Annotated in this window: 16 protein-coding genes; 11 read left to right on the forward strand and 5 right to left on the reverse strand. The window is 42.3% G+C overall.

Features of this window, described 5'->3' with window-relative positions; translation table 11 throughout:
• Positions 1-93: 93 nt before the first annotated feature.
• Positions 94-1,299: an MFS transporter gene (locus ACSFXN_RS05815; protein WP_437149245.1), complete on the reverse strand. Its 1,206-nt coding sequence runs from the start codon at positions 1,297-1,299 to the stop codon at positions 94-96.
• A 487-nt stretch (positions 1,300-1,786) separates the two neighbouring features.
• Between ACSFXN_RS05815 and ACSFXN_RS05820 the strand changes: the two genes are divergently transcribed.
• Positions 1,787-2,377, forward strand: coding sequence for an NAD(P)H-dependent oxidoreductase (locus tag ACSFXN_RS05820; RefSeq protein WP_437149247.1), 591 nt, complete (start codon positions 1,787-1,789; stop codon positions 2,375-2,377).
• A 281-nt stretch (positions 2,378-2,658) separates the two neighbouring features.
• Here ACSFXN_RS05820 and ACSFXN_RS05825 read toward each other — a convergent pair whose 3' ends face one another.
• Both ACSFXN_RS05825 and ACSFXN_RS05830 read right to left on the reverse strand, forming a co-directional pair.
• Positions 2,659-3,120, reverse strand: coding sequence for a universal stress protein (locus ACSFXN_RS05825; RefSeq protein ID WP_437149249.1), 462 nt, complete (start codon positions 3,118-3,120; stop codon positions 2,659-2,661).
• Positions 3,121-3,466: 346 nt separating this feature from the next.
• The gene (locus tag ACSFXN_RS05830; protein ID WP_437149251.1) at positions 3,467-3,952 is read right to left on the reverse strand and encodes a DUF948 domain-containing protein; all 486 of its coding nucleotides are present in this window, start codon (positions 3,950-3,952) and stop codon (positions 3,467-3,469) included.
• A 151-nt stretch (positions 3,953-4,103) separates the two neighbouring features.
• On the opposite strand from ACSFXN_RS05830, the gene ACSFXN_RS05835 reads away from it, so the two are divergent.
• The 9 genes from ACSFXN_RS05835 to ACSFXN_RS05875 all read left to right on the forward strand — a co-directional run bounded on the left by ACSFXN_RS05835 (position 4,104) and on the right by ACSFXN_RS05875 (position 13,547).
• On the forward strand, positions 4,104-4,850 hold the full coding sequence (locus tag ACSFXN_RS05835; protein WP_437149895.1) for a class I SAM-dependent methyltransferase: 747 nt from the start codon (positions 4,104-4,106) through the stop codon (positions 4,848-4,850).
• A gap of 565 nt (positions 4,851-5,415) precedes the next feature.
• Positions 5,416-5,973 carry a YdhK family protein gene (locus ACSFXN_RS05840; protein WP_437149253.1) on the forward strand — a complete coding sequence of 186 codons (558 nt, stop codon included), beginning with the start codon at positions 5,416-5,418 and terminating at the stop codon, positions 5,971-5,973.
• A gap of 177 nt (positions 5,974-6,150) precedes the next feature.
• Entirely contained in the window at positions 6,151-6,438 is a 288-nt protein-coding gene (locus tag ACSFXN_RS05845; protein ID WP_300989259.1) for a metal-sensitive transcriptional regulator, read from the forward strand.
• 71 nt (positions 6,439-6,509) lie between these two features.
• Complete coding sequence (gene copZ, locus ACSFXN_RS05850; RefSeq protein WP_437149255.1) at positions 6,510-6,713, forward strand: copper chaperone CopZ; 204 nt, start codon at positions 6,510-6,512, stop codon at positions 6,711-6,713.
• A gap of 73 nt (positions 6,714-6,786) precedes the next feature.
• Entirely contained in the window at positions 6,787-9,204 is a 2,418-nt protein-coding gene (locus tag ACSFXN_RS05855; protein ID WP_437149257.1) for a heavy metal translocating P-type ATPase, read from the forward strand.
• A 281-nt stretch (positions 9,205-9,485) separates the two neighbouring features.
• Positions 9,486-9,992, forward strand: coding sequence for a hypothetical protein (locus ACSFXN_RS05860; protein ID WP_437149259.1), 507 nt, complete (start codon positions 9,486-9,488; stop codon positions 9,990-9,992).
• A 484-nt stretch (positions 9,993-10,476) separates the two neighbouring features.
• On the forward strand, positions 10,477-11,166 hold the full coding sequence (locus ACSFXN_RS05865; protein WP_437149261.1) for a response regulator transcription factor: 690 nt from the start codon (positions 10,477-10,479) through the stop codon (positions 11,164-11,166).
• Entirely contained in the window at positions 11,163-12,401 is a 1,239-nt protein-coding gene (locus ACSFXN_RS05870) for a sensor histidine kinase (RefSeq protein WP_437149263.1), read from the forward strand. The genes ACSFXN_RS05865 and ACSFXN_RS05870 overlap by 4 nt, the downstream gene beginning before the upstream one ends.
• A 129-nt stretch (positions 12,402-12,530) precedes the next feature.
• Complete coding sequence (locus ACSFXN_RS05875) at positions 12,531-13,547, forward strand: alpha/beta hydrolase fold domain-containing protein (protein WP_437149265.1); 1,017 nt, start codon at positions 12,531-12,533, stop codon at positions 13,545-13,547.
• Between the two features lie 268 nt (positions 13,548-13,815).
• Here the strand turns inward: ACSFXN_RS05875 and ACSFXN_RS05880 are convergent, their stop codons facing one another.
• Positions 13,816-14,298, reverse strand: a complete 483-nt coding sequence (locus ACSFXN_RS05880; protein ID WP_437149267.1) for a universal stress protein — start codon at positions 14,296-14,298, stop codon at positions 13,816-13,818.
• A gap of 231 nt (positions 14,299-14,529) precedes the next feature.
• On the opposite strand from ACSFXN_RS05880, the gene ACSFXN_RS05885 reads away from it, so the two are divergent.
• Positions 14,530-15,087 (forward strand): DNA-3-methyladenine glycosylase I, encoded by a 558-nt coding sequence (locus tag ACSFXN_RS05885; RefSeq protein ID WP_437149269.1) that lies wholly within the window; start codon positions 14,530-14,532, stop codon positions 15,085-15,087.
• Positions 15,088-15,328: 241 nt separating this feature from the next.
• On the opposite strand, the gene ACSFXN_RS05890 is transcribed toward ACSFXN_RS05885, so the two are convergent.
• Positions 15,329-15,949: an FMN-binding negative transcriptional regulator gene (locus ACSFXN_RS05890; protein ID WP_437149271.1), complete on the reverse strand. Its 621-nt coding sequence runs from the start codon at positions 15,947-15,949 to the stop codon at positions 15,329-15,331.
• Positions 15,950-15,970 lie beyond the last annotated feature (21 nt).

A 15,970-nucleotide genomic window follows, 5' to 3' on the forward strand; every position in this document is an offset into this window, starting at 1 on the left:
GACTTGATAGAAGTGATTTCATGAAACCCAACTAAATATGAAAAAAGAAGGAGGCAATCGCGATTATTCCGATTGCCTCCTTTATATTAAAATTTAATTTTGTACCGCTTGCCATAAATGGAATTTTGCTTTGTAGGCGATTAAACTGACCACAGCTAACAAAAGACCCGACAGTACAAAGACACTGCGAATGCCAAACGCATCTGCCAGAATCCCCATTAAAAGGGAAGCCACACCGAAGATTCCGGTGCCGATTGCTCCGAGTGTCGTAAATACCGTCGGCAATTGGGCTTTCGGAACGCTCGTCTGGACCACGGTCTGCTGCGGAATATTCTTGATCTGGCTCGAAACACCCACCAGAAAAGAAAAAAGTAATGCCAGCGCCGGAAGGCTGTTCACCCCAAAGGCAATGGTTATCACGCTGCTGGAAACAGCACCCAGGAAAATAAACTGGCTAAGTTTCTGTTCGATCCAGTTTGAAAACCGCAGACAGAACAGGCTGCCCGCAATTAAGCCCAAGAAGAAGGCGCCGTTGATGAATCCCCACCATTTTTCGTCTGCCAATAACGCGTCGCTGACAAATACATAGAGGATGGCGGCAATCCACACGGTACTGGCAATCGTCTCCAAGACATCCATCCAGGCAATGCGTTTCAGCACAGGTGAAGTGGAGACGGTCTGCCAGCCTTGGCTAAGCTGCTGCCACTTTCCCTGCTCCTTCGATGGCGTAAAGTCGACAGTGTCCAAACTGTTTAACAGCAGGCAGGACACCAAAAACAATCCAGCTGTCAGCCAGACCAATTCATTGGCAGAGAGCCAAATCAATAGTGAGCTTCCGACAAACCACATGGCGGTCTGGATTAGCTGAGTTATGGTTTCGGTCATCCCATTCGCTTTTAGCAGCTGTTCACTTTCTACATAATTTGGAATAAGTGATCGGGTCACGGGATTGGAGCAGCCGTCCAGTAACGCGACTAGGCTGATCACCAAAAACAGACCGTAAAAATTGGATATAGAAAGGTGCGGCAGAAAGAATGCCAGCGCCATCAGCAGAGCTGTTTTTCCCATCTGCGAACCAGCCAGCAGCCATTTTAAGTTGAAATGCTGCATCAGTAAAGGCGTCAAGGTATTCGAGATGAACATCGAGCTGGTAATGGTAAACGGCACAAATGCAGCCGCAGTGGCAGAGCCGGTCAATTCAAAAATGACGTAGATGATGCTGACAATGTACAAAACGTCGCCAATGTTGGCAAGCGATTGCCCTGTAAGCAGCAAGTTAAAATTTCGATTCGGTTTCATCAATAAATTCCCCCAAGAGTTCATTTCTTAAATGATTTCTTTAAAAGGGAGAATGATCAGATTGGACAATTTGTCATGACGAATGTTCCTTTCCGGTTGCGATAAATCTTGGGGGATTTAGACTTATCTGGAAGTTTGATGATTCTCATTATACGCCAAAAGCTTAAAAACTAAATGAAGTTAATAGAAGAATTTGGATATAGGAAAAGAAACTTTGAAGTGATTGTTGTGAAAAAGGCTTGCGGAGCAGATGAAGGAAGACAAGAAGGGGATATTTTCAAAGTGTCGATAGATAATATAGGACGATATGAAGTTTGAAATAGAGAAAAGAGGAAATTAAGACCTTAAAGAGGATTTCATAATAAGCTCTGACTGTCTTCATTGAAAGTGATTTTTATGGATATTAAGTTACTTTCAGTTATTCTAAAGCCGGCAGTAAAGATTAAGAAATGCTCATATAAAGAAAAATAGAAAGGAGCGTGCAGAGATGACAAAAAAGATTTTATGCATTGTTGCCAATCCGGATACCAGAGCCGATTCTCTTAGTTCATCGATATCGAGAGCATTTTTGGATGAGTTGCGTGCCAGCCAGAGAGAAAGTGAAATCAATGAGGTGAATTTATACGAAATTGATATGCCTGCATTGAATTTTAACGCAATAAAAACATTAGAGCCCATGCATTTAGAAGCAGAGGACTTCAAACGAGTGCTTGATCAAATAACTGATTCAGATGCGATTGTTTTCATTTCCCAAACAATTGCATTTGGCCTTCCAGCGCAGTTAAAATCCTTTATCGAAATATTGCTGGCGACCAAACACATTGAAAAATTGAGTAATAAAAAAGCATTCCATCTGCAAATTGAGGATGATACATTGGGGCCTATCTATCAAACGAACGAACAAGAAGATTTCAGAAATTTTTTAAAGGAAAAGTCAGTAAATATGATTGAGCCACTTAATTTGCCGCATCATCACCTGGAAGCAGGAGAACATGAAAATGTTCTGCTTGAAATCATTGAAGATACCAGATTAGCTGCTCGAGAATTTGCACAATTTATCAAGCAGGAATCTTCATAATTCCTGCATCAGTTTAGACAGCCGAGGGATTTGAGGAATACGGCAGACACATATTTCATAAAGAATACTTAAAGTAGAAGAAGAGCTTCGGTTATAAAGTAAACCACGGCTCTTCTTTTATTGCAAAGAGAGTCTTTTTTACATCTCACCAGAATTCAAAAAGAAGGCAAGGGATTCTAAAATTTCCTTACCCTTCTTTTGGATGACTTGATTTTTATTGAGCATGAACTGTTGTTTTAGTGGGCTTTGACATTCTGGTTCAAGTTAAAAATAAAAGTATATTAGGCGTTCGCTTCTGCATGTTCTTCTGTGCGGACGACAAGGACATCACAAGGGCTATAGCGGACAATATGCTGAGACACACTCCCCAGTACAAATCGTTCAATTGGATTTAGACCACTGGCTCCGCATATGATGAGATCCGCATTCACTTTTCTTGCAACTTCCCGAGAGATTAAATTTTTAGGGGATCCAGCCATGATGATGTTATTTACTTTCTGAATGCCCGCTTTTTCCGCTTCCTGCTTGTATTTTTCAAGAAGATCTTTTCCCACCTTGAATGTATGTTCTTCAATAGATGGATTATATACTTCTGAACTAGTGATGGTCCGGCTATCAACTACATATACAAGATTTAAAGCTGCATTATTGCGCTGTGCAATTCCGATAGACTTTTTAAAGGCCCATTCTGCTTCTTTTGAGCCGTCAACAGCTACTAAAAGTTGATTGTATTCCAATGTCATTTTGATTCCTCCTTCAATTTTTGTTTATTCTTATTGTTTTAATTCTTCAATGTAAAATCAGAATCCTTCATAACAGTATTGAATATCCATAATTTCGCTTAAGAAAAAAGTTCATCAAACGGATTGCGCAGCAATAGAAACGGCGTGTTTCTGAAGCATAAAACCTTATAAAACAAGATAACTAAACTGAATTCGAATGCTGCAGATAGTATGGCTGTATCTCTGAATGGTCTGCTGCAGGTCATTAATATCTGTCCGCTTTCATAGACTTATAGAAAAAGCATCACCCTTTTCTATGTCATTATTAAAAAAAGGCAGCCTGTGCGGCTGCCTTTTTTAGTTCTTTTTATTGTATTCTTAGCTGTTCATTATCTGCCGCAGCTTCTGGATAATAGGAGTCGGTTCTTTTTTTAGCATTCTTCCGGTGTTCCCACAGACCAACAAGGCCGACTACTGTGTTGCTCCATTGATCAACTTGTACAGCGTTCCCCTTGCTCTGATCCACTCTCGTTGTAACATCAACTGTAATTGCCCGAACCGACGAATTTAAGTCAACAACTGAATTCTTTGTTCCTTTTGCTGCATCGATAAATAGGCTGACTTTTTCAGACTTTACTTGCATATCTTCTTTCAGTTCATTTGTAGTATGCTGTAGGCTCGTTGTTTCCAGTTTGAGCTTGTCCACCCGCTCTTTTAAATTGTTTACTGACCCTTTTATTTCTTTCAACGGTTCCTTCATTCCTTTTAGGAATAAGCCAACTCCGATTCCTGCTACGATTAGCCCCACTATTAAGATGGCGAGTGCTATGTACAGCCACATTGTCGAGTCCATGTTATTTCCTCCTCTTTTATTGACGTCTAGGATTGCTATACCCGTTATGCAGTACTAATTAACCTACTGGATGTTGTCTTACTTTTGGTGCAAACTTAGGAGAAGGCTATGAATAAAATCCAATCAAAATTTTAAGGAGCGTGTCTAATTGATGGAAAAATATTTTTTTGAAGCTTTTGATGGTTTGGAGCGTTTATCACCCGGAAGCGCACAATCAACAAAAAGAGCAATTTCTCTAGTAAATATAGCTAAAGAAAAAGAGATGAATATTTTAGATTTAGGCTGCGGAAATGGAATTCATACACTGACTTTGGCGGAAAGCTTTCCGAATGCCCATATTAAGGCTGTTGATACCAATCAGCAGTATTTGAATGGGCTGAAAAATCAACTCCATGTAAAAGAATTAGCAGACAGAGTAACTGTCTTGAATGCTTCCATGCTGGAGCTGGATTTTCCTCCAGAAACCTTCGACTTGATCTGGGCAGAAGGCTCCATTTATATTGCAGGATTCCAAAAAGGGCTCAAAGAATGGAAAACCTTTTTAAAACAAGGCGGCTATCTTGTATGCAGCGAAATTTCCTGGCTGCACGCAAACCCTTCTAAAGAAAGCAGAGATTTTTGGCAGCAAGGATATCCAGAAATCGATACCATCTCTAATAAAGTGAATCAAATTATTGAGACAGAATATGCTTATCTCTTTTCATTTGTATTGCCAGAGGAAGATTGGACTGATGATTATTACGTTCCACTTGAGCGAAATCTTAAGAAGATGGTACACAAATACCATGACATGCCTGAAGCTTTGGCGGTAGTGAACATGCTAAAACAAGAAATAGATCTTTATCATGGAAATTCACGTGATTACAGTTATGTGTTTTATGGGATGAAAAAAATTTAATAAACGCGGAAAAGGAATTGATTGTAAAATCAATTCCTTTTTAACGTTTTAACGAGCTGGGCAAAGTTTGTTTTCTCTTTAGCCATACGGGGGAAAGCAGGGGTTTTTTAAGTTGGAATTTATAGGATGCCATGTTCTTGAAAAGAAACAATGTTTATTCAAATATTCGATAATAATAACTTTACATACTATAGGGGGGTATTGTATAGTGGGGATGTAAAATTAATAAAGTAAAAGAATTCAAGATCAGCACGTTCAAATTACAGTTTCATATGCAGAAGATTCTACTGCCGAAGGGACAAAAAGCATTTCTCATTCAAACTACGTTATAATGCTTAACTTTGAATAGGAGGAGGTGTAAAGAAAAAGGGATAGAGATGCTGATTGGCTAAATGGATATTCTGCATAACTATTGCGTGGTTTGCAGAAGAACTTAATACAATGCCATGGTCGTTAAGTTTTTTGTCATTCCTATACCCCGTACAGGTAAAATACGCAAGTGAAAATTCACGCTGCATTGCCGTCTATTAAAGATAGTCGAACTGAAATAAAGGAGCGCATCAAAATGAAATTTAAACAAAAAATATTTCACTCGTTAATTCTGATGCTTGTTTTTCTTTTAGCAGCTTGTTCCAATGGTGCTCAGGAAGAACAGCACACCACGATGAACCATGAAGAGAATGGACACATGGATCATTCAAGTTCAGGTGAAGTGCCGAAAGGCTTGAAAGAAGCAGAAAGTCCGGCATTTAAAGTGGGAAGCAAGGCTATAATGAATACAGATCATATGGATGGCATGAACGGAGCTGAAGCAACAATTGTCGGCGCGTTTGATACGACGGTATACGCAATTTCGTATACACCGACTACTGGCGGGGAACCAGTGATCAATCACAAATGGATTATCCATGAAGAAATTCAAGATGCAGGCAATGAACCATACCAGCCAGGAGAAGGAGTAGCAGTAGAAGCCGATCATATGGAAGGCATGGATGGTGCTGAGGCAACTATCGATTCTGCTGAACAGGCGACAGTTTACATGGTTGACTACTCGGCAACAACGGACGGAGAACTGGTAAAAAATCATAAATGGGTGACAGAAAGTGAATTGTCAGCTAAGTAGCTGACCTTGTTCAAGATTTAAAAATGATACAAAAACTTCCAGCCACGGGAAGCTTTCTACTTGCAAGCTCAGTGAAATCCCTGAAACCAATCAACTATCAAACCACATGCTTTGACATTCCATAAGTTTACTTGTATAATACGGGTATAGGGTATGTTGAATCGGGAGGTTCAGTTCATGGAAAAAACATTGAAGACCACAGTACAACCCAATAAGCAGCAGCTTTTGAACCGGCTGAAACGGATAGAAGGACAGGTTCGCGGAGTTCATCAAATGGTAGAAAACGACCGTTACTGTGTGGACATTCTGCATCAAGTCAGCGCCATTCAGTCTGCGATGAATAAAGTGTCGCTGGCCTTATTGGAAGACCACACCCATCATTGTGTTTCGAAAGCCATCAAGGAAAACAAAGGCGAAGAAGCAATCAATGAATTGATGGATGTTATGAAAACCATGACAAAATAAGCATGGAAGCAGAATCTTAATCATCATTTTTGATAACATATTAAAAACCATTATTTTAGGAGGAAAAAATCATGAATGAAACATTAAAAGTACAAGGCATGTCTTGCGCGCATTGCGTGAACGCGGTGGAATCAAGTGTCGGTGAACTTCAAGGGGTATCAGCTGTAAAAGTGGATCTTGGCAAAGGTGAAGTTACAGTGGCTTATGACAATAGCAAAACATCATTGAACGAAATTCAAGAGACAATCGAAGACCAAGGGTATGACGTCGTATAAGAGTGCTTTTTCAGCACTCTTTACTTTTAAAAGTTATATACCCCCATGTGGTATCGGTGAGGAGGGAAGCTTTATGGCTACGGAAACAAAAGAAGCAAATTTCCAGATCACGGGCATGACCTGTGCAGCGTGTGCGACCCGGATTGAAAAAGGGATAAGTAAAATGGAAGGCGTCGAACAAGCCAACGTCAACTTGGCACTTGAAAAGTCATCCATTCACTACGACCCGGCAAAACTGAGCGAAGCGGATTTTGAGAAGAAAATCGAAGCGCTGGGTTATGGCGTCGTGAAACAGAAAGCTGAATTTGATATAACCGGCATGACCTGTGCCGCTTGTGCAACGCGCATTGAAAAAGGAATCAATAAATTAGGAGGAGTTGCTTCTGCGAACGTCAATTTGGCGCTGGAGAAAGCGACCATCGAATTCAATCCTTCGGAAGTAAGCATTGGCGACATCATCACAAAAGTGGAGAAATTGGGCTACGGCGCACATCAACAGCAAGAAGATGTGGAACGGGTGGATTACCGTGAAAAAGCAATCCAGGACCAGAAACGGAAATTCATAATTTCAGCCATTTTGTCGTTGCCGTTATTGTGGACGATGGTCGGGCATTTTTCCTTCACCTCATTTCTTTATGTGCCGGAAATATTGATGAATCCATGGATCCAGATGTTGCTGGCCACACCAGTTCAATTTTATATCGGGAAGCAGTTTTACGTGGGCGCTTATAAAGCGCTTCGTAATGGCAGCGCCAATATGGACGTGCTGGTGGTCTTGGGAACATCGGCGGCTTACTTCTACAGTGTCTATCAAGCAATTGTAACTGCCGGAACGCATCACGGGGCAGAGCTGTATTTTGAAACCAGTGCGGTGCTGATCACTTTGATCATTCTTGGGAAATTGTTTGAAGCCAAAGCAAAAGGCCGTTCATCTGAAGCCATCAAGAAATTGATGGGCCTTCAGGCGAAAACGGCAGCCGTTCTTCGTAACGGAGTAGAAAAAGAAGTGCCGTTGGAAGAAGTGATGATCGGTGACACTATTTTCGTGCGACCGGGAGAAAAAATTCCGGTTGACGGCGAAGTGCTGGAAGGCAGCACAGCGGTTGATGAATCGATGCTGACGGGAGAAAGTCTGCCGGTGGACAAGACAGCAGGCGATGCCCTTTATGGATCAACGATCAACAGCAATGGATTCATCCAGATGAAAGCCACGAAAGTCGGACGCGACACCGCGCTGGCACAAATCATTAAAGTGGTGGAAGACGCACAAGGCACGAAAGCGCCGATCCAGCGGTTGGCCGACAAAATTTCAGGCATCTTCGTGCCGATTGTCGTCGGGATTGCTTTCCTCACATTCCTGGTATGGTTTATCTGGGTGCAACCGGGCAACTTTACTCCGGCACTTGAAGTGCTGATTGCGGTGCTGGTCATTGCTTGTCCGTGTGCACTGGGCCTCGCGACACCAACGTCCATCATGGCAGGTTCTGGCCGTTCAGCGGAAATGGGCATTTTGTTCAAAGGCGGCGAGCATTTAGAACAAACTCAAAGCATAGATACTGTAGTCGTTGATAAAACGGGTACGGTCACGCACGGGAAACCGGAATTAACGGATGTTGTAATTGCCGAAGGACAGGACGAAGAACAATTTTTGTCGCTCATCGGTGCAGCCGAAAAGCAATCGGAACATCCATTGGCACAAGCGATTGTGCAAGGGATTCAGGATAAAGGCATCGAGCTTGGCAAAGTGCAATATTTCGAAGCAGTCCCGGGATACGGAGTGCAAGCAACGGTATCCGGACAAGCCGTTGTTATTGGTACACGCAAATTGATGCAGCAATACGGCATTGATATTGCAACCGTTTTGCCGGATATGGAAGAGCTCGAAAGCAAAGGCAAAACAGCCATGTTAGCGGGTATTAATGGCCAATTTGCAGGGATGGTCGCGGTAGCGGATACTATCAAAGACACTTCCCGCGAAGCCATCCATCGCCTGCAGCAGATGGGCATCCAGGTCATTATGATGACAGGCGACAATGAGCGGACGGCGCAAGCCATCGGCAAAGAAGTGGGTGTCGATGCGGTGATTGCGGAAGTGCTGCCGGAAGGCAAAGCAGATGAAGTGAAAAAACTGCAGCTGCAAGGCAAGAAAGTGGCGATGGTCGGCGACGGCATCAATGACGCACCGGCACTCGCTACAGCGGATATTGGCATGGCCATCGGTACTGGTACCGATGTGGCGATGGAAGCTGCAGACATCACGCTGATCCGAGGCGACTTGAACAGCATTGCCGAAGCAATTATCATAAGCCGTAAAACGATGCGCAATATCAAACAAAACTTATTTTGGGCATTTGCCTACAATACGCTCGGAATTCCAATTGCCGCAGTCGGCTTGTTGGCACCTTGGCTTGCAGGAGCGGCGATGGCATTCAGTTCGGTGTCAGTCGTATTAAACGCGCTGCGCCTCCAGCGTGTGAAATTGGAAAAGTAAAATCAGTTTATAGGTTGTCATCAGGAGAGAAGGAACTTCGTTTGAAGTTTTTTCTCTCTTTTTTGTTATGGATGTCTATCTTTTATCTATTTACTGGTATTAAAGTTATTGGCATCCAACAAATAACCCACAGAAAAATAGATAAGAAAATGTAAGCGATTTCCAACCGTTTGCTTCAAAATGAAAAGGAGGAGATTGTCCAAGCTAGCGAGAATGAGTGAAGAAAGTAATGAGAAATTGCAGAAAAAGAATATATTAATAGAAGGGCAGCAGGTGGTTTGATGAGGAAATTGATTGTAGCGGTTCCTTTGCTCACTTTAGTTTGTTTAATTACATTAGTGTTTTCAGTAAATATGAGGGATTCCGAATCTCCCGAAATTCAAGAAGAAGTAGTGCAAGCCACTGAGCCTAAGAAATTAGAAATGTCTAAGCACAATCCGGCGAATCCAAAAGGCTATGGACAGCAAATTGAAAGCAGCTTGTTTGGTGAACCTAAAGATTTGGTACTGTCCATTCATGGGAAATGGAACAGTTTAAGTGTTGAAGAACAATACTTAATCTCTCCCGATTCAGAAAGTTATCGTCTTATTTCTTCTGTCGTTCCAGAAATTAACTTTGCCAGAAGCAATATGGATAGTGAGATGATTCCAAAATTTGATTCATTGCAGGAAACAGCCCACAAATTGACAAGCCCTGTTATAGAGCTGCCAGAAGAGGAACGGAGATCGTTGATTCCGAGGTTTGAGAGTCAATTGGATGAGCTTTATGCCATAATGATGAATCGGTGAAAACAAAGAAGAGAACAGTCAGCTTTTCACATTATGTAAGTTGAACGAAAGAATTAACCTTTACTATACCGCTTCGGCCGCTTTGGGCAGGACTTTCGCAATGAGCCGAGAAGGACACTCGTCTCATCGCTTCGTCTCGCCCCTGGATGCGCCGGCGCTGGATAAGCTTTCTAAAAGAGAGAAAATCATTCAGATAGCTTTTTGATGCATGCTTCCTTCAATATGAAATCTACTGCTTTAAATTATTGAATCAACTTTTATAAGTTGAAAAGATGGTTTTACACACTACCGCTTACACGAAGAGGAAAAACTTGTTTTTAAGTTTTTTCTCTTCTTTAAATTGGATGTATGCCAATAAAGTGAAACAGTTTCAAAAAGCTGTGCAACATTGCTTTATTTTTCAATATATGAAAACATAGAATTCAAAATAGCTTTCTGCTGGTTAAGAAAGAAATGAATAAATGAGATTGAAGGGATATGCAGAATGGACCAAAACATAACCGTTTTAATCTGTGATGATAATGTCGCTGTTCACGAGAGCATCAATGCTTATCTGCAAGCCGAGGGGATGAAGAGTGTATCGGCCTATGACGGAAAGTTGGCACTGGAGCTTCTGGAAGAAAAACATTTTGATTTAGTGGTGCTTGATATTATGATGCCTGGCCTCTTTGGAACGGAAGTATGCAAGGAAATACGCAAAACCAGTGATATTCCAATTTTAATGCTCAGCGCCAGAAGTGAAGAAGTGGACCGGATTGTTGGCCTTGAGATCGGCGCGGACGACTATATCACCAAGCCTTTTTCTCCTCGGGAAGTAGTAGTCCGGATCAAAACGATTCTGAAACGGGTGCAGCCAAAAAAAGAAAGTCCTCACTTCTTGAAAGCAGGCAACTTATCGATAGACATTACTGGATATGAAGTCCATGTCAATCAACAAGCGATTGTGCTGACGGCAAAAGAAGTGGAGTTATTGGCATTTCTAGTCAACCATACGGGGAAAGTCGTGAGCCGGGAAGAATTGCTGTACAAAGTTTGGGGATATGATTACACGGGAGATACCCGGACAGTCGATACGTTGATCAAGCGGCTCCGCCAAAAAATCGCTAAAGCTTCTCCCGATTTTTCCATAAAGTCCGTATACGGCGTCGGCTATAAATTCGAGGTAAATGTATGAAGCAGCTCTTTTCAAGCAAGTTGTGGATTGCATTTGTCATCTTAGCCATTTTTATATCCGGTCAGCTGCTCGGGGCTTTTGCGATTAAGTATTACTTTATCCAATCCAAAATCGAAGAACTTCAGCCGCCTCTCACGCTGATTGGTGAAGAAGTGGCAGATGGGGAAAAAATAACCAGAACCGATGATTTTTTAGTGAAAGCATTTGATGTCCATGGAAAAGAAATCGATGTATACAACGATGAAACTATTCCGCCGCCTTCTGCTGATGCTGAAGTAAACAAGAAATTGGCTGCTTATTTGCCGAAAATCATCAGCGGCAAAATGGCTGTTGAAATCGAGGCCGTGCCGGGGTATTCGGAACGTGCTATCATCATCGGTCAGCCGCTCGTTCAAGATAACAAAGTGACCGGCGGCATTTACTTATTAAAAGAGGCACGCGCTTACCAAGCAGCTCTTAATGGCTTTTACCTAGTCTTCTTTGTAACTTTGGCAATCGGATCGATCATTATCCTCGCTTTTCTTACCGTGTTTGTTAAAGAGAAAAACCAGCTTGAGCAAATGCGCAAAGACTATGTCGCGAATATCAGCCACGAACTGAAAACGCCGCTTGCCTCGATCAAAGCGTTAACAGAGACATTGTCAGACCATGTGGTGACCGATCCTGAGAAAATCGACCAATACTACAGCATCATTTTGAGGGAAAGTGCGAGGCTGGAAAAACTCATTTCTGATTTGCTGGAATTGTCGAGGCTGCAGCACAAAAAAATGGCTTTTGATAAGTCAGTGGTTGATACAAAAGAAGTGATTGAACAAGTGGCCGAGCCTTTCGCTATTTTGGCAGATGACATGGAGCTCGAGTTCCATATTACAGAACGGGCAAAAAATCTTCCTGAGACCTATTCGAACAAAGACCGGATTGTCCAGGTACTGACGATTCTATTGGATAATGCATTTAAATTTACGCCGGTTCAAGGCAATGTAACGATTGATGCGAAAACGACAGGGAGAAAAGCAGAGATAATCGTGTCGGATAATGGACCGGGAATATCTAAAGAACTTCTGCCGCACGTATTCGGGCGTTTTACCAAAGAGGACCTGTCGCATACCAGTACGGGCAGCGGCCTTGGGCTTTCCATTGCATTCGAAATCATGGAACAGCTTGGAGAGAAAATCAATGTTGAAAGCAAGGGCGATTCAGGTACCACATTTACGATTACTCTTAAAAGAGCGTAGAAAGAAACTTATAAAAGTTTTTGGCAGGAAAACGTGCGTTTTGCATCGTTTTTCTGCCATTTTTGTGCCACATTGTTTTGTTATGCTCGGTTTATAAAAGAACAAACAAAACATTGGGAGTGATCTGTAGTGAAGAAATCAGTCTTACCTATTTTATCCATGTCCCTCGCAGCTGCACTATTGGCAGGATGTTCAACAAATGCCGCTGAAGATGCAGCACAAGAGCTTAGTGAAGCAGCGGTAACGACAGAAACAGTCGAAGCGGCAGAAACTAAGCAGCCCTCTGCTGAAACAGTTGATACATCATTTATTGAGAACAAATATTTAGATCTCGATTACGGCAGCAATTCGGAAGCGCAGAAGCTCGATATTTACCTGCCGAATGAAGGAGAAGGACCGTTCCCGGTTATTGTCGCAATCCACGGGGGCGGGTTCAGGGAAGGGGATAAAACGGGTGCCGATCTCACTGCCATGATAGAAGGCGTCAACCGCGGGTATGCGGTCGTAGCGGTCAATTACCGGCTGTCGCGCGAAGCGTTTTTCCCAGCCGCCATCAGCGATGTCAAAGCGGCTATCCGTTATGTGAAGGCAAATGCGGAAGAATACAATGTAAATCCTGAGAAAGTAGCGGCATGGGGAGGCAGCGCTGGCGCCCATTTAGCCGCATTGATTGGGACCACTGGAGATGATGGTTCACTGAATGGTAAAAATACCGAAAACATCAACTTTTCCTCTGAAGTCCAAGCAGTTGTTGACTGGTACGGCCAAATTGACTTTTTGAAAATAGATGAGCAGTTTGCCGAATCGGGAATCACATCGAAATTAGGCAGCCGAAGCACCGCCGATTCTCCGGAAAGCAAGTATATGGGCCGCAATATTCTAGAGAAAACGGAAGAAGTGAAAAAAGCGAATCCGGAGTCTTACATTACTGAAAACGATCCGGCCTTTTTAATCCAGCACGGAACGGCTGATCCGAACGTGCCTGTGCAGCAATCTATTGATTTTGCCGGAAAACTGGCGGATGTTTTAGGGAAAAATAAAGTGGAGCTGACACTTTTTGAAGGGGCGGTCCATGGAGGAGAACCATTTGAATCAGAGGAAAACCTTGAAGAAGTCTTCAATTTTCTTGACCGAGCATTAAAGTGATTCCCTACAGGTGGCGCTAATGCCATCCTTTCAGCACTTTAGTAGAATCAGCTGATCAAAAAAGTCGAATCCTTAGCAAAGGATTCGACTGAGCTTGTAGACAAAAGAATATACTTTCAATCAAGTGAATAACTATCAAAAACAAGGTTCTCCCCTCGGTTCCGGCGCTACAGCCGGACGCTTTCCGCGGGCTCGCGCCTGTAAAAGCTGTAGGTTGATTCCGTTGGAGTGATAAATATTCTTTTGTCTACATGCTCAAACCACTTTATTACTCGAAATCGGATTTTTCCCGGTCCTCTGCTTGATCTGATTCATCCATACGGACTACCAAAACATCACAGGAACTATTGCGGACAATATGCTGGGAAACACTTCCCATCAAATAACGTTCAAATGCATTCATCCCAGTTGCTCCACATATGATAAGGTCTGCCTCAACTTGTTTGGCCAAATTTCGGCTAATGACTTTTTTGGGAGAGCCTGGGGTAACGATAGCATTTACTTGCTCTATGCCAGCTGCTTCGGCTTCTTTTTTGTATTTGTCGAGAAGTTCTCGTGCAAACTCATATGCTTGTTCTTCAATATCCAGTTCATTAAATTTAACGGCAGTGAACGAACGGGTATCAATGACAAAAATCAGGTTCAGTATGGCATTGTTTCGTTGTGCTATTCCAACCGACTTTCTGAATGCCCCTTCAGCCACATCCGATCCATCAACCGCCACCAAAATTCGTTTATAAGCTAAAGTCATTATTATATCCCCCTGTCGTCAAAGTTGCTATGAGGTATTTTCTCTAATGAAAGATCAAAATCCTGCCGGAAATAAAAACGGGTTTTTATTTAATGATTATTCATGGCGGATAAGACTTTTCAAATTTATCTTTGCGTATGGGCGGATTCTGCAAAAAAAGTGCAGTGCCTTGAATGCCTTTTCAATAGTGATACAGTAGACAGTAACTAGAGGAAAGAGGTGAAGCAGCCGATGACGCAATGTTTATGGCCGCAAAGCAGTGAAATGATGCAAGCTTACCACGATGAAGAATGGTGCCGGCCCAATCGGGATGATCGATATATTTTCGAAATGCTGTCGTTAGAGGGAGCCCAAGCAGGATTATCCTGGAGTATTGTTTTATCAAAGCGCAAAGGTTATCAAGAAGCCTTCCGTGATTTTGATATTGATTATTGCTCTAAGCTGACCGACCCTGATTTAGAATTTATCAAAGAAAATTATAATGTGATCAAACATCTATCAAAGCTCCAGTCCGTCCGAACCAATGCAGAAGCCATACTGAAAATACAAAAGGAATTTAATGGTTTTGCCGATTTTTTATGGAGTTTTGTAGATTTCAATCCGATTATCAATCATTGGGAAACCGAACAACAAGTTCCTGCCCAAACCCCTTTATCAGTCCAGCTCAGCAAAGAATTAAAAAAGCGGGGGTTCAAATTTGTGGGACCTGTTACCACATACTCGTTCATGCAAGCCATCGGAATGGTGGACGATCATATCAACACTTGTACTTTCCATACTTCAAAATAAATGAAGCCGAATTAAAAACATGAAAAAAGCGCACAGACTATTTGGTCTGGCGCTTTTTCTATGTCCATGACATTTGAAGATCAAGAGAAATCCCACATTATAAACGGTCGTCTTTATTTGCCCCCAAGGTGAATGAAGAATGCATTGACAGAAGTTTTTATTTTTAAATTCCAGCTGAAAATATTGGATAATGTCTTCTTACTTTAGTCAGCTTGATTTTCTTGTCGATGCGGTTATTACTTCATGTCTTTTTTATTTTTTTCTCCATCACTTGTGCCACTTGTTGTGAGTTCACATCATTTTCTTCGTAAAGCTTAGTAACGATGTTTTGATAATCCTCTTCATTGCGGTTCTGGCTCAGTTTATTGGCAGCCTGGATTTCCTTCACTTGAATCTTGAATCCGACAATCCCTTTCAATTCCTTTTCCAACAGAGAAGGGGAGAGCTTTTCCCATAAAACGGGATTCTCACGATGGCTCTCGTATTTCTGCATTAAGCTTGTCAGATCTTGTTTCAATTCCTCTTCGTTTAAAATGCGGGCCGGTCCATAGAGATGGACAGACTGGTAGTTCCATGTTGGGACATTTTCATGTTCATACCAGGAAGAAGAGATGTAGGCGTGCGGCCCTTGGAACATAACCAGGACCTCTTCTGAAGCTTCGAATGTCCGCCACTGCGGATTCCCATAAGCCATATGCCCGGTTATGTAGTAATCTTCTTCTTCTTTCACCAACTGCAAAGGCAAATGCGTCGCAATGGGGCGCCCTTTTCGGGTCGTGACAAGCGTACCGAACGAATTGTGTTGAACAAATTCCCGGATTTCCTCAAAATCGTTGACTTTAAAATGCTTTGGGATAAACATAATAATCCACCTTTCGCCTGA

The organism is Planococcus sp. 1R117A (assembly GCF_051417975.1).
GTDB classification, from domain to species: Bacteria; Bacillota; Bacilli; order Bacillales_A; family Planococcaceae; genus Planococcus; species Planococcus shenhongbingii.

Bases quoted from the DNA above. Each gene is read 5' to 3' on its own strand.
- ACSFXN_RS05820 (WP_437149247.1), top strand. From the start codon at position 1,787: ATGACAAAAAAGATTTTATGCATTGTTGCCAATCCGGATACCAGAGCC.
- ACSFXN_RS05880 (WP_437149267.1), bottom strand. From the start codon at position 14,298: ATGACTTTAGCTTATAAACGAATTTTGGTGGCGGTTGATGGATCGGAT.
- ACSFXN_RS05845 (WP_300989259.1), top strand. From the start codon at position 6,151: ATGGAAAAAACATTGAAGACCACAGTACAACCCAATAAGCAGCAGCTT.
- ACSFXN_RS05890 (WP_437149271.1), bottom strand. From the start codon at position 15,949: ATGTTTATCCCAAAGCATTTTAAAGTCAACGATTTTGAGGAAATCCGG.
- ACSFXN_RS05855 (WP_437149257.1), top strand. From the start codon at position 6,787: ATGGCTACGGAAACAAAAGAAGCAAATTTCCAGATCACGGGCATGACC.
- ACSFXN_RS05865 (WP_437149261.1), top strand. From the start codon at position 10,477: ATGGACCAAAACATAACCGTTTTAATCTGTGATGATAATGTCGCTGTT.
- ACSFXN_RS05870 (WP_437149263.1), top strand. From the start codon at position 11,163: ATGAAGCAGCTCTTTTCAAGCAAGTTGTGGATTGCATTTGTCATCTTA.
- ACSFXN_RS05835 (WP_437149895.1), top strand. From the start codon at position 4,104: ATGGAAAAATATTTTTTTGAAGCTTTTGATGGTTTGGAGCGTTTATCA.
- ACSFXN_RS05840 (WP_437149253.1), top strand. From the start codon at position 5,416: ATGAAATTTAAACAAAAAATATTTCACTCGTTAATTCTGATGCTTGTT.
- ACSFXN_RS05825 (WP_437149249.1), bottom strand. From the start codon at position 3,120: ATGACATTGGAATACAATCAACTTTTAGTAGCTGTTGACGGCTCAAAA.
- ACSFXN_RS05860 (WP_437149259.1), top strand. From the start codon at position 9,486: ATGAGGAAATTGATTGTAGCGGTTCCTTTGCTCACTTTAGTTTGTTTA.
- copZ (WP_437149255.1), top strand. From the start codon at position 6,510: ATGAATGAAACATTAAAAGTACAAGGCATGTCTTGCGCGCATTGCGTG.
- ACSFXN_RS05885 (WP_437149269.1), top strand. From the start codon at position 14,530: ATGACGCAATGTTTATGGCCGCAAAGCAGTGAAATGATGCAAGCTTAC.
- ACSFXN_RS05815 (WP_437149245.1), bottom strand. From the start codon at position 1,299: ATGAAACCGAATCGAAATTTTAACTTGCTGCTTACAGGGCAATCGCTT.
- ACSFXN_RS05830 (WP_437149251.1), bottom strand. From the start codon at position 3,952: ATGGACTCGACAATGTGGCTGTACATAGCACTCGCCATCTTAATAGTG.